Origin of the sequence: Streptomyces sp. BK79, from assembly GCF_044142145.1 — a bacterium.
Taxonomy (GTDB): Bacteria; Actinomycetota; Actinomycetes; order Streptomycetales; family Streptomycetaceae; genus Streptomyces.
In genome coordinates this window covers 105,525-118,953 of the sequence record NZ_JBHVOC010000001.1, presented here as the reverse complement: position 1 = coordinate 118,953, position 13,429 = coordinate 105,525, and the positions used below count along the sequence as shown (strand labels likewise).

The 13,429-nt window shown below is 71.2% G+C and carries 9 protein-coding genes; 5 read left to right on the top strand and 4 right to left on the bottom strand.

Annotated features, from left to right (window positions below; genetic code table 11):
- Window positions 1-129: 129 nt before the first annotated feature.
- Window positions 130-2,325 (bottom strand): discoidin domain-containing protein, encoded by a 2,196-nt coding sequence (locus tag ACFIF2_RS00560; RefSeq protein ID WP_395570408.1) that lies wholly within the window; start codon window positions 2,323-2,325, stop codon window positions 130-132.
- A gap of 277 nt (window positions 2,326-2,602) precedes the next feature.
- On the opposite strand from ACFIF2_RS00560, the gene ACFIF2_RS00555 reads away from it, so the two are divergent.
- From ACFIF2_RS00555 to ACFIF2_RS00545, 3 genes are all read left to right on the top strand, one after another.
- On the top strand, window positions 2,603-3,598 hold the full coding sequence (locus ACFIF2_RS00555; RefSeq protein ID WP_395570407.1) for an aldo/keto reductase: 996 nt from the start codon (window positions 2,603-2,605) through the stop codon (window positions 3,596-3,598).
- 308 nt (window positions 3,599-3,906) lie between these two features.
- On the top strand, window positions 3,907-6,768 hold the full coding sequence (locus ACFIF2_RS00550; RefSeq protein ID WP_395570406.1) for a lectin: 2,862 nt from the start codon (window positions 3,907-3,909) through the stop codon (window positions 6,766-6,768).
- A 17-nt stretch (window positions 6,769-6,785) separates the two neighbouring features.
- On the top strand, window positions 6,786-8,537 hold the full coding sequence (locus ACFIF2_RS00545; protein WP_395570405.1) for a lectin: 1,752 nt from the start codon (window positions 6,786-6,788) through the stop codon (window positions 8,535-8,537).
- Window positions 8,538-8,658: 121 nt separating this feature from the next.
- On the opposite strand, the gene ACFIF2_RS00540 is transcribed toward ACFIF2_RS00545, so the two are convergent.
- Both ACFIF2_RS00540 and wrbA read right to left on the bottom strand, forming a co-directional pair.
- Entirely contained in the window at window positions 8,659-9,099 is a 441-nt protein-coding gene (locus ACFIF2_RS00540) for a YybH family protein (RefSeq protein ID WP_395570404.1), read from the bottom strand.
- Between the two features lie 38 nt (window positions 9,100-9,137).
- On the bottom strand, window positions 9,138-9,749 hold the full coding sequence (gene wrbA / locus ACFIF2_RS00535; RefSeq protein ID WP_395570403.1) for an NAD(P)H:quinone oxidoreductase: 612 nt from the start codon (window positions 9,747-9,749) through the stop codon (window positions 9,138-9,140).
- A 153-nt stretch (window positions 9,750-9,902) separates the two neighbouring features.
- On the opposite strand from wrbA, the gene sigJ reads away from it, so the two are divergent.
- Entirely contained in the window at window positions 9,903-10,832 is a 930-nt protein-coding gene (gene sigJ / locus ACFIF2_RS00530; RefSeq protein ID WP_395570402.1) for an RNA polymerase sigma factor SigJ, read from the top strand.
- A 233-nt stretch (window positions 10,833-11,065) separates the two neighbouring features.
- A complete protein-coding gene (locus tag ACFIF2_RS00525) occupies window positions 11,066-12,121 on the top strand; it encodes a hypothetical protein (protein ID WP_395570401.1) in 1,056 nt (351 codons plus the stop codon).
- Between the two features lie 26 nt (window positions 12,122-12,147).
- Here the strand turns inward: ACFIF2_RS00525 and ACFIF2_RS00520 are convergent, their stop codons facing one another.
- On the bottom strand, window positions 12,148-13,356 hold the full coding sequence (locus tag ACFIF2_RS00520) for a helix-turn-helix domain-containing protein (protein WP_395570400.1): 1,209 nt from the start codon (window positions 13,354-13,356) through the stop codon (window positions 12,148-12,150).
- Window positions 13,357-13,429: the final 73 nt, after the last annotated feature.

The window sequence follows — 13,429 nt, the reverse complement described above, 5'->3', positions numbered from 1 at the left end:
CTGGCGGGTTGGGGGAAAGCCGACGGGGCGGAGCGGGGCGGCCGGGAGCACCGCCCGATGGCCCCTCCGGGCCGGAACGCGGGGACGTGGTCCGGCCCGGAGGGGGGTTTCGGCCGACGGGCGGCCCGGTCAGGGGAAGGACACGAGAGTGGACGGCACGGTCGAGGTGCCGGCCGGGACCGTGGAGGCGCCGGTGTCGTTGATGACGTGGTTGTAGTGGCCCATGCCGCCGAGGGAGACGACGAGGAGGCTGTGGAACCTCACTCCCGGTTTGACGGGCGTCTTGAAGCCGTGGTGCTGGCGGATGGTCGGGTCGACGTTGTAGTTGCAGTAGCTGCCCAGACCCCAGGCCTCGTGGGTGTCCACCGAGTCGTCGACCCGGTAGGCGGCGTACCCCTGCGTCGCGCCGTTCTGGATGGCGGCCTGGTTCGGGGCGTCGTACGCCTTCTCGTTCTGGTAGAAGATCGTCCGGCCGCGTTCGCCGTACCACTCGACGTCGTACTTGTTGAAGTGCTCGACGAACAGGCCGGTGGCCAGGACGTCGTCGCCGTTGACGCGGACGCCGTAGTCGGCCCGGTTGGTCTCCCAGCCGACACCCTCGCCGTGGTCGGCCCGCCAGACCCAGGTGTGGTCGATGATCGTGTCGTGGCTGTTGACCACCATGCTGGTGGTCGCCTTGCCGGCGCCCGCGCCGCCGATGCGGATGTAGACGTCCTGCACGGTGGTCGGGTTGGCCGCGTGGTCGGCGGACGCGCCCTGCGGGCCGATCTCCAGCAGGGTGGGGGAGTTGACCGGTCCGGCGTCGATGAGGAAGCCGGCGAGGCGTACGCCGTCGACGTCGGCGACCTTCATGGCGGTCACCCCGTTGTCCGGGATGATCGTGGCGAGGCCGAGGCCGAGCACGATGGTGTTCGCCCGGTCGATGTCGATCGTCCGGTCGACGTGGTAGACGCCGGGGGTGAACAGCAGGTGCAGCCCCTGGTCGACGGCCGCGTTGATGGTGGCGGCGGTGGCGCCGGGCTTGACGACGTAGAACCTGCTGAGCGGGATCGACTCGCCCTGCGGGGTGCCGTTCGCCCAGGTGGTGCCGCGGGCGTTGGTCCGCTTGGCGGGCGCGAAGACCTTGTACTCGCTGCCGTCGAGGTAGAGGAAGGGCTTCTCGCGGGAGATCGGCGTCGTGTCGAGCGTGGTGTAGCGGGGCTCGGGGAAGCTGGTGGCGGGAGCGCCCTCGACACCTGAGAAGACCTGGTTCCACACGCTGTTGGACCAGCCGCCGATAGAGCTGTCGCGGGTGTACCACTGCTGCTGCGAGTAGTTGCCGACCTGGCCGTCGATCCTGCTGTCGGCGATGTAGCCGCCGCTGGCCCAGCCGTAGCCGTTGGGCGCGAGGTTGAGGCCGCCCTTGACGTGCATCCGGCGGAACGAGGCGGCCTGTGAGACCGCCCACCGGTTGGTGCCGTTGACCGGCTTCACGGCGAGGTTCTCGGCGCCGCGCCAGAAGTTCTGGGTGGCGTTGCCGTTGAACCAGCCGGCGTCGACGGTGATGTCACCGTTGATCGTCGTGTCGTCGGGGCGCAGGCCGAGGCCGAGGATCTGGGTGTAGAAGCCGATCTGGGCGTTGAGGTTCTCGTAGGTGCCCGGCTTGAAGAGGAAGGCGTGCCGGCCGGAGCCGAACTGCGCCGACTCCTGCTGCTGGAAGACCTGGTCCAGCTTGGCCTGGATGCCGGGCGTGGACGGGTCGAAGACGTGCACGTTCGGGCCGAGGTCGCCGCCGCCCGGGATGACCGGGCCGGGATCGTCACCGGTGGTGCCGTACACCTTGAACTCCCAGAGGGAGTAGCCGTATCCGGTGGCGCGGGTGGTGCCGAGCACGCGGACGTAGCGGGCGGTGCCGGAGACGTTCACGGTCTCCGTGCCGCCGGCGCCGGTGGTGGTGGAGTAGGCCGTCGACCAGTCCGTGCCGTTCTGGGAGGTCTCGATGCGGTAGGACTTGGCGTAGGCGGCCTCCCAGCGCAGCTCGACCTGGCTGAGGGTGGCGGGGGCGCCGAGGTCGACGCGGATCCACTGCGGGTCGGCGGCGGCGCTGGACCAGCGGGTGCCGTTGTCGCCGTCGACGGCGGCGGTCGCGGGCGTGCCGTAGTGCTCCTGGCTGGAGGCGGTGACGGGCTTGCCCTGGGACAGCAGCACGGGCGCGGCCTGGGCCCGCGTGGCGGGCAGGACGGCGAGCAGGGTGGCGGCCAGAGCGGTGACCAGGACCCCGGCGAGGCCGCGGCGACCGGGTCTGCGCGGCACTGGCGCCGCCGGTGGGATGCCGACAGTGGGCATGGAGGGACTCCTTGACACGGAAAAGGTGGGAGAGCGCTCTCCGGAACCTTGCCCGGCCTGCCGGACGCGGTCAAGGTTCCTCGCACGACTTTTCTTTTGACTTGCATTAAGGGTGGTGAGCGCTCTCCGGCGGTATGGAGGGGGGCGCCGCCCGGTCGCCGCCCGCCGCTGCCGGCGCTCGGGGACGCGGCTCGTACCCGAGTACCGGCGTCGCTCAAGTGGCATGGATGAGACCGGAGTTGACCTGGATCGCGCTTCAAGTTCCATACTCCCGGGCATGGAGAAACGACCCCTGGGACGTAGTGGCATCACCGTGGGAGCGGTCGGATTCGGCACCTGGGCGATCGGTGGTGAATGGCAGGACATGAAGGGCAACCCGCTCGGCTGGGGCAGGGCCGACGACGAGGAGTCGATACGCGCGATCCGCCGCGCGATGGACCTGGGCGTGACCCTGTTCGACACGGCGGACGTCTACGGTGCGGGGCACAGCGAGGAAGTCCTGGGCCGGGCGGTCGCCGGGCGGCGGGACGAGGTGGTGATCGCCTCGAAGTGGGGCAACGTGTTCGACGCCGCGACCCGGACGATGGCCGACACCCCGGACCTCTCCCCCGAGCACGCGCGGCGCGCGTTGACCGACACACTGCGCCGCCTGGGCACCGACCACCTGGACGTGTACCACCTGCACGTCAACGACGCCCCGCCGGACGAGGCGGCCGCCCTGCGCGAGGCGTGCGAGGACCTCGTGCGCGCGGGGCTGGTCCGGGCCTACGGCTGGTCGACGGACGACCCCGCCCGTGCCCGGCTGTTCGCGCGGGGCGCGCACTGCGCCACGGTGCAGGTCAACTGCAACGTCTTCCAGGACGCGTCGGAGATGCTGGCGCTGTGCCGGGAGCTGGACCTCGGCGCCGTGATCCGCGGTCCGTTGGCGATGGGCGTGCTGACCGGCAAGTACAGCAGCGCGCCGGGTTCCGGTGCCGTGCTCCAGGCCGGAGACATCCGCGCCGCGGCTCCCGCGTGGCTGCCGTTCTTCGACGGCGGCCGGCTGGCTCCCGCCTGGCAGGAGCGCCTCGACGCCGTCCGGGACGTGCTGACCAGCGGTGGCCGTACCCCGGCCCAGGGCGCCCTGGCCTGGCTGTGGGCCCGCAGTCCGCACGCCGTCCCGATCCCCGGCGCCCGGACCGTGCGGCAGGCGGAGGAGAACGCGCGGGCGATGGAGTACGGCCCGTTGACCGGCGAGCAGCTCAAGGAGATCGACGCCCTGCTCGACCGCTGAGCACGGCGGCCGTCGAGGGCAGGAGGCACCCGTTCCCGGACGGGTGCCTCCTGCGCTCCACGGAACCCGTCCCGGGATGCCGCGCCCGGGGTGGAGACGAGCCGCGTCCACTTTGTCCCGTGCACGGGAAAAGTATCGAGATCATGTGCGGAATGGGTTCCTGAGTTCGACAAAGCCCGCTAACTTCCATGCAACACACCGGTCATGGCCCTTTCAGACGTGGTGCCACGGCGCCGCGGCGCGCGCCCCGCGAAGCTCTCGGCAGTCCGGTCAGGCCTGCCGTCACCCCCACCCTCCGGGAGACCACTGTGCGCTCGAGACCATCCCGATCCAGACGTGTCCGTCTCTTACTGACCGCCGCGGCATGCGCCGTCGGCTGTCTGCTGCCGGTGTCCCCGGCGACCGCCGCGCCCGAGGAACCGGAACGAGAGGCCGCCGCGGTCGCCGCTCCGGAGTTCCAGCAGGTCACACTCGCCAAGGGCGTGGCCGAAACGGGCGAGCCGATGACGCTGGCGGTCCTGCCGGACCGCTCGGTCCTGCACACCTCACGCGACGGCACCGTGCGCCGCACCGACGCCGCGGGGAACACGGCCGTCGCGGGCAGGCTGAACGTCTACAGCCATGACGAGGAGGGCCTGCAGGGTGTCGCCGTGGACCCGGGCTTCTCGTCCAACCGGCACGTCTACCTCTACTACGCCCCCAAGCTCGACACCCCGGGCGGCGACGCGCCCGCGGAGGGAACGGCGTCCGACTTCGCACCGTTCGACGGGGTCAACCGGCTGTCCCGCTTCGTCCTGAAGACGGACGGCACCCTCGACCTCGCCACTGAGAAGAAGATCCTCGACGTCCCCGCGTCCCGCGGTGTCTGCTGTCACACCGGCGGCGACATCGACTTCGACGCGCAGGGCAACCTGTACCTGTCCACCGGCGACGACACGAACCCCTTCGCCTCCGACAACTTCACCCCGATCGACGAGCGCCCGTCCCGCAATCCGGCCTACGACGCCCAGCGATCGTCCGGCAACACCAACGACCTGCGCGGCAAGGTCCTGCGCATCAAGGTGAACGCCGACGGCTCCTACGCGATCCCCGCCGGCAACCTCTTCGCGCCCGGCACCGCGAAGACCCGTCCCGAGATCTACGCGATGGGCTTTCGCAACCCGTTCCGGATGAGCGTCGACAAGGCCACCGGCATCGTGTACCTCGGCGACTACGGCCCCGACTCCAACGTCGCGCGGCCGGACCGGGGACCCGAGGGGCAGGTCGAGTTCAACCGCATCACCAAGGCGGGCAACTTCGGCTGGCCCTACTGCACCGGCAGGAACGACGCCTACGTCGACTTCGACTTCGCCACCGGCACGTCGGGCGGCACCTTCGACTGCTCGGCACCCAGGAACACGTCACCGCGCAACACGGGCCTGACCGACCTGCCGCCCGCGCAGCCGGCCTGGATCCCGTACAACGGCGACAGCGTCCCCGAGTTCGGAGGCGGCTCCGAGTCGCCCATGGGAGGGCCGGTCTACCGCTACGACGCCGCCTCCCCGTCCGACGTGAAGTTCCCCGAAGAGTTCGACGGCGACTACTTCGCCGGGGAACTCGGCCGCCGCTGGATCAAGCGCATCGAGGCCGGCGGCGACGGCACCGTGCAGTCCATCAACGCCTTCCCCTGGAGCGGCACCCAGGTGATGGACATGGCCTTCGGACCGGACGGCGCGCTGTACGTCCTGGACTACGGCACCGGCTACTTCAGCGGCGACGAGAACTCGGCTCTGTACCGCGTCGAACACGTCACGGGCGGGCTCGCACCGGTCGCCCAGGCCAAGGCGGACCTCACCTCCGGCAAGGCCCCGCTGCAGGTGTCCTTCTCCTCCGCGGGCAGCACCGACCCCGACGGCGACGCCCTCACCTACGCCTGGGACTTCGGCGACGGCGCCACCTCCACCGCGGCCGGCCCTTCCCACACGTACACCGCCAACGGCCAGTACACGGCCACACTGAAGGTGACGGACGCGACCGGGAAGTCGGCGACGGCCTCCGTCCTGATCACCGTCGGGAACACCGCGCCCACCGTGAGGCTCGACGCGCCCCTCGACGGGAGCATCCACGACTTCGGCGACGAGATCCCGTTCAAGGTGACGGTCACCGACCCGGAGGACGGCACCATCGACTGCTCCAAGGTGAAGGTCAACTTCATCATCGGGCACGACAGCCACGGCCACCCGCAGACCTCGGCCACCGGCTGCACCGGCACGCTGAAGACCCTCGCCGACGGTGAGCACGACCCCAACGCCAACATCTTCGGCGTCGTCGACGCCGAGTACACGGACACGGGCGCGAACGGCCAGCCCGCGCTCACCAGCCACGACCAGCACATCACCCAGCCGAGCCACCGCCAGGCCGAGCACTACGGAGACTCCTCGGGCGTCCAGGTCGTCAGCCATGCTCCCGCGCACGGCGGCAGGACCGTCGGCCACATCGAGAACGGCGACTGGATCTCCTTCGAGCCGTACGCCTTGGGCAACGCCACCGCGTTCACCGCACGGGTCTCCTCGGCGGGCGCCGGCGGCACCATCGAAGTACGCGCGGGCTCCGCGACCGGCACGCTGCTCGGCACGGCGAACGTGCCCGTCACCGGCGGCTGGGAGACCTTCCAGGACGTGACGGCCGCACTGACCGGCCCGCCGGGCGGCTCCACGACCCTGTACCTGGTCTTCAAGGGCGGCAGCGGCTCCCTGTTCGACGTGGACGACTACTCCTTCACCACCACAGACGGTCAGCAGCCGGGTCCCCGCTCGGGTGAGGTGAAGGGGGTCGCCGGCAAGTGCCTGGACGTCGACAACGCCCAGACCGCGGACGGCACCGAGGTCCAGGTGTGGACGTGCAACGGGACGGGTGCCCAGCGGTGGACGCTGCCCGGTGACGGGACCGTGCGCGCCCTGGGCAAGTGCCTGGACGTGTCGGGCGGCGGCAGCGCCGACGGTACGAGGATCCAGTTGTGGACGTGCAACGGTTCCGGTGCGCAGGCGTGGGCGCCCCAAGCCGACGGTACGGTCCGCAACCCGCAGTCGGGCAAGTGCCTGGACGCGTCGGGCGGCACCTGGAACGACGGCACGCCCGTGCACCTGTGGAACTGCCACACCGGCCCCAATCAGAAGTGGACCCTGCCGTAGAGAGGAAGTGACGTCAGATGCGCATCTCATGGAAGGCGGCCCTCGGCCTGTTCGCCGGCGCCGCGTTATGTGTGGCTCCGCAGGCCACGGCCCTGCCCGAAACGACCGGCCACGCGGTCACCGACACGCGTGCCGCGGCGGCCGACCCGGCCTACCGGGTCCTCGTGTTCTCCAAGACCGCGGGCTTCCGTCACTCCTCGATCGACGACGGCATCGCGGCCCTGCGGGACCTCGGAGCGGCGAACGACTTCACCGTGGACGCCACCGAGGACGCCCAGGCCTTCACCACCGCCAACCTCGCCCGGTACAAGGCGGTCGTGTTCCTCTCGACGACCGGTGACGTGCTGGGTGACGCCCAGCAGACGGCGTTCGAGCAGTACGTCACCGCCGGCGGCGGATACGTCGGCATCCACGCCGCGGCCGACACCGAGTACGACTGGCCCTTCTACGAAGGCCTGGCCGGCGCGCTCTTCCACTCGCACCCCGCCATCCAGCCCGCGACCGTCGAGGTCGAGGACCGGGCGCACGACGCCACCGCACACCTCGGCGGCACCTGGCAGCGGACCGACGAGTGGTACAACTACCGCACCAACCCGCGCACCACCGCCCGTGTGCTGGCCTCCCTCGACGAGTCCAGCTACTCCGGCGGGAACATGAACGGCGACCACCCGATCGCCTGGTGCAAGGACTACCAGGGCGGCCGGGCCTTCTACACCGGCGGCGGCCACACCGACGAGTCCTACACCGACCCCGCCTTCCGCCGGCACCTGCTCGGCGGCATCCGCTGGGCCGCGGGGATGACCAACGCCGACTGCCGTGCCGAGACGGGCTACACGGCCCTGTTCGACGGCTCGTCCACCTCCGGCTGGAAACAGGCCGGCCCCGGTGGCTTCACCCTCGCCGACGGTACCCTCACCTCCCACGGCGGACTGGGCATGCACTGGTACTCCGCCAAGGAGTTCACCGGCGACTACTCGCTCAAGCTGGACTGGAAGGCGGCCGGCGACGACAACTCCGGCGTGTTCATCGGCTTCCCGGCGTCCGACGACCCGTGGACGGCGGTGAACAACGGCTACGAGATCCAGATCGACGCCACCGACGCCGCCGAACGCACCACGGGCGCGGTGTACGGGTTCCAGTCGGCCGACGTCGCCGCCCGGGACGCCGCACTGAACCCGCCGGGGGAGTGGAACACGTACGAACTCCGGGTGACCGGCGAGCGGTTGGAGATCTTCCTGAACGGCAGCAAGATCAACGACTTCACCAACACCGACCCGGCGCGGAGTCTCCGGCAGGGACACATCGGCATCCAGAACCACGGTGACGGCGACGACGTGTCCTTCCGCAACATCCGGATCAAGCAGGGTGACGGTCAGCAGCCGAGTCCCCGCTCGGGTGAGGTGAAGGGCGTCAACGGCAAGTGCCTGGACGTCGACAACGCCCAGACCGCGGACGGCACCAAGGTTCAGGTGTGGACGTGCAACGGGACGGGTGCCCAGCGGTGGACGCTTCCCGGTGACGGGACCGTGCGCGCCCTGGGCAAGTGCCTGGACGTGTCGGGCGGCGGCAGCGCCGACGGTACGAGGATCCAGTTGTGGACGTGCAACGGTTCCGGTGCGCAGGCGTGGGCGCCCCAAGCCGACGGTACGGTCCGCAACCCGCAGTCGGGTAAGTGCCTGGACGCGTCGGGCGGCACCTGGAACGACGGCACGCCCGTGCACCTGTGGAACTGCCACACCGGCCCCAACCAGAAGTGGACCATGCCCTGACGCACGACGGCGGATGAACCGTGCCCCCACCGAGGGAGCTTCGCCCCGCTCACGCCGTGAGCGGGGCGAACCGGGGACACGCCGCCCGCCTGGGCCCTCGCAGTTCCGTACCGGGCGAGGGTCAGGCGGGCTGGTCGCGGTCGGCCGGGAGCCAGACCCGCATGGTCGCCGGGTCGACGGGGATCGAGACGTGTTCGTGCGTGATCGACCACGTCCCGTCGAGCCGCCGGAGGCAGACACTCTCCCGCACCCAGATCGACGCCTGGAGCCCGCCCTTGCGTTCCCCCGAGTCCAGGTGGAGCATGTGCGCGAACGCGGCGTCGGGGCCGGCCGCGAGGGTGAGGTCGTGCGTCTCCAGGCTGATGCCGCCGACGTAACCGTCGAACCAGCGCAGGAAGTTGCGGCGGATCTCGTCGGTACCGGTGAACCGCAGCGGGGGGACGACGTCGAAGTAGACCGCGTCGGCGGCGTAGAAGGACATGAGCCGGTCGATGTCCTTCGCCTGCTGGGCGTCGGCGCGACGTGCGAGCAGCGTCCTGATCTCGGACTCGTGGTGGGTCATGGGGTACTCCTCCGGTGGGCGGGGTGGGACGGACGGGATCAGGCGGCGGCGGTGCCGGCCTTGAGCGCGGCGGCGACGCCGACGACACGGCGAGCCTGGTGGCGAGCGGCTTCGAGGACCGCCTCGCCGGGCGGTCCGTCGCCGGCCACGTGCGAAGTGCCGTACGGATTGGCCGATGCGGGTTGCTCGGGGCCCGTGTAACCGGGCGGAACGAGGATGCCGCCCCAGTGGCAGAAGGTGTTGCCGAGTGCCAGGAGGGTGGACTCCTGGCCGCCGTGCGCGCTGTTCGAGGCGGTGAACGCCGAGTACACCTTGTCCGCCAGCTTGCCCCGGAACCACAGGGGACCGGCGGAATCGAGGAACTGCCGCAACTGCGCTGCCGGATTGCCGAAGCGGGTGGGCGTGCCGAACAGCACGGCGTCCGCCCATTCCAGGTCGCCGTGGACCGCCTCGGTCACCTCGGCGGTGTCCTCGTGGTGCCGGGCCCAGGCCGGGTGGGCGGCGACCGCTTCGGGCGGGGCCGTCTCGGCGACCTTGCGGAGCCGGACACGGGCCCCCGCCTTCCGGGCGCCCTCGGCGGCGGCTTCCGCCAGGGCGTACACGTTCCCGCTGGTGCTGTAGTAGATGACCGCGACGTTCACGGGCTCCATGCCGGTGTACCTCCGTCTGCTGCCGTGGTGGTGCCGTCGACGGGTACGACGAGACGGGCCGCGGGATTGTGAGGCCGGGCGCCGTGCTCACAATCGGGGGCGCTGTCTCGTCGTACCCGCGGGGGACGATCCGACCGAAGGAGCCGCGAGACCATGACCGCCATCCCGTCCGCACCGGAAGACGGCCCGCTCGACCCGGGGCAGGCCGCGGTCACCGGCGAACGCCGCCGGCTGATCAACCTCGCCTACCGGATGCTGGGTTCCTTGGCCGAGGCCGAGGACGTCGTCCAGGAGACGTACGCCCGCTGGTACGCGATGTCCCGGCGGGACCGGGAGGCGGTGGCGTCCCCCGGCGGCTGGCTGACCAGGGTCGCCGGCCGGGTCTGCCTGGACGTGCTCCGCTCGGCACGGACCCGGCGGGAGCGTTACGTGGGGGAGTGGGTGCCCGACCCGTTGCCGACGCCCGCCGAGTGGCCCGGTGGCGCGACGGACGGCAGCACGACCGATCCGGCCGACCGTGTCACGCTCGACGAGTCGGTGAGCATGGCCTTCCTCGTCGTGCTCGAGTCGATGACTCCGGCCGAACGGGTGGCGTTCGTCCTGCACGATGTCTTCCGCTATCCCTTCTCCGAGGTCGCCGGCATCGTGGGACGCAGCCCGGCGGCCTGCCGGCAGCTGGCGTCCTCGGCCCGCCGCCGCATCGACGCCTCGCGGGCGCCCTCCTCGCCGACGGCCGAGCGGGCGCGTGTCGTCCGGGAGTTCAGGCAGGCGTGGGAGGCCAAGGACATCCGGGCCCTCGTCGGCCTGCTCGACCCCGAGGCCACGGCCGTGGGCGACGGCGGCGGGATCACCACCGCCACCCTCCACCCGATCGAGGGCGCCGACAGCATCGCCCGCTTCTTCGCCGGCCGGACCCTTCCCGGGCGGCTGCTGGTCCGGGAGCGCACGGTCAACGGCCAGCCCGGCCTGACGGCCCATCTGGACGGTGCCGTCGTGGCGGTCTACGCGTTCGACATCGCGGACGGCCGCATCCGGCGGATCTGGGGTGTGCTCAACCCCGAGAAGCTGCGGCCCTGGGCATAGGAACGGGCCCGGTCCTCTTCGTCGGTGGCGGCCGCGCGGCGCGGGTGCGGCGCGGGCGCGGTGCCGGTGCGGTGCTCAGCGGCGGGGCAACCTTTCGGCGCCGTCGCGAGTCTTGCCGACGATCACGCCGTGATCGCACTGACGAGGAGACCATCATCACCGCCATACGCAAGACCCTGACCGCTACCGCAGTCGTCGGCGCCGTCCTGGCGGGTTCGGCCGCCTGCGGCACGGTGGAGCAGCTCTCCGCCGGGCAGAAGCTCGACCAGGCGTTCGACAAGCTCGGCAAGGAGAAGACGATCTCCTTCGAGCTGGACCTCGACACCGACGCCCGGAGCCTGAAGGCACTGGACGCCCTGTCGGACCCGGAACCCGGCGAGGAGCTCACCGACGAGCTCGCCGGCCTGCTCAGCGGTGCGAAGATCACCGTGACGGCGCAGTCGAGGAAGCCGATCGAGGAGTCCGGCGAGAAGGACTTCGTCGGCATGGCCATGAAGGTCCGTACCGACGGCGGCGACCTCGTCGAGTACCGGGTCATCGGCGACCACCTCTACCTCCGCGTCGACGCGGAGGTCGTCGGCAAGGCGATGGGCGCCCCCGTGCCGTCCGCGCGGGACCTGCCCCCGGAGGCGGGCGGGCTCAAGAAGGTACTCGAAGGCGCGTGGGTGAAGCTGGACACCGCGGAGATGGAGAAGGCCGCCGCGGAGACGGAGGCGGAGCTAGGGGTGCCGCCCGAGCCGGAGCCCAGCCTCGACGCCAGGACGCAGAAGCAGCTGCTGGAGGCGCTGCGCAGGACCGTGGCCCGGGAAGTCGACTTCAAGACGGAGGACGGCGAGGACGGTGCCGAGCACGTCACCGCCACCGCTCCGCTCCGTACGTTGGTCGGGGAGCTCTTCGACGAGATCCGTCCGCTGGTGAAGAAGCTGCCGGCGGGCATCGAACCGCCCACGGACAAGGACCTCAAGGAGGTCCCCGACGTCGAGGTCACGGCCGACTTCGCGCTGAAGAACGGCGAGCTGAGCGAGGTGTACGTCGATCTCGCCGCGCTCGCCGAGACCGCCGAGGTGAAGAAGCTCGGCCTGGTGGTGCGGATGAGCGAGGGCAGGCCGCCGACGGCCCCGGCCGGCGTCACCGAGCTGGACATGGGCGAACTCATGGGAGGGTTCGGCGCCGCGATGATGAGCGACGAGGCGTTCGGCGACGAGGTCTTCGGCGAGGAGGTGCTCGGCGGGGAAGGGCTTGCGGAAGGGGGACTTCCGGAGGAGGACTTCCCCGCCGACGCCGCGTAGGCACCCGCGCGGGGCCGAGCCGGCCCCTACTCGCCGGAGTCGCGGGAGAGCAGGTGCAGGGCCCGCAGCGAGGCCTCCAGGGCGAAACGGTGGTCGGGGTCGGCGAGGCGGTCGCCCAGCAGGGCGTCCAGGTTCCGCAAGCGGTAACGGACCGTCTGGGCGTGCACGCCCAGCATCTCGCCGACCTGCTCCGCCGGCGCCCGCGTGGAGACGTGCACCCGCAGCGTCTCCACGAGCCGGTCGCGGCGGCTGGCCGGCAGATGGTCGATGGTGGCCAGCTCCCCGGCCGCGATATGACTCACGAGAGCCGGGTCCGACAGCAGCCACAGCGTCACCAGGTGGTCCTCGCAGCGGACCACGGGAGCGTCGGGTACCACGCCTTCGTCGATCAGGTGGAGCAGCCGGCGCGCCCAGCGGATGGAGTCGGCCGCCTGGGCCGGCGGTACGGTCAGCCCCACCACGGCGTGCGAGCCCTCCAGCGCGGCGTCGAGCATGGCCAGGCGCTCCGGGGTCAGGGGCCCGGGCACCAGCAGGTGCGGCTGCGGGACGTCCAGGTCCAGGAGGACGTCGTCGGCCAGCCCCGCCTCCAGGTGTTCGGGGACCGGCGAGCGCAGGGCGACCATGGTGAGGTCGGCGGGCAGCTGCCAGGCGGCGGCCTCGCACAGACCGGTCAGCGCCTGGGGCAGCGGGGGAGCGGCGAGGATGAGGTGCAGCAGCCGTCTGCGCCGCGCCGGCACCTCGGAGAAGGCCCGTGACTGCACCTCGACGTAGCCCTCGCGGGAGATCTGCTCCAGTTCCTCGACGTAGGCGAACAGGGCGTCGGCGAAGGCGAGGATCAGGGCGGGGGAGAGCCGGTACTGCTGGCCCAGGGCCTTGGCGCGGCGCAGGGCGATGCGGGCGCCGAGCCGGTACGCCCCCTGGAGGGTGTCCAGTTCGCGGCCCTCGTAGGCCTCCACACGGCCGAACTTGCGCAGCAGTTCGTCGCGGAGGACGGCGTTCTTGCCGGGGTCGGCGACGCGGTCCACGAAGCCGTACAGGGCCTGTTCGACGCCCTGCCGGATGGCCGCGGCGTTCGGGCCGTTGAGCAGCCGCCCGTACACGGGGTAGGCCCTGGTGACCTCGGCGCCGATCTCCCTGAGGAGGCCGGGTAACTCGGGTCGCATGAAGGCGGCGAACTCCTTGGGAAGGGGTTCCAGCGGTTCACCGACTTCAGGCGGTCGCGTGGTTGAAGGCATGAGTGCCGTCCCTTGCTCTCCGGTGCCCTCGGTGCATCGGCCGTGTGCCCCGGTCCTTCACGGAAGGGACACA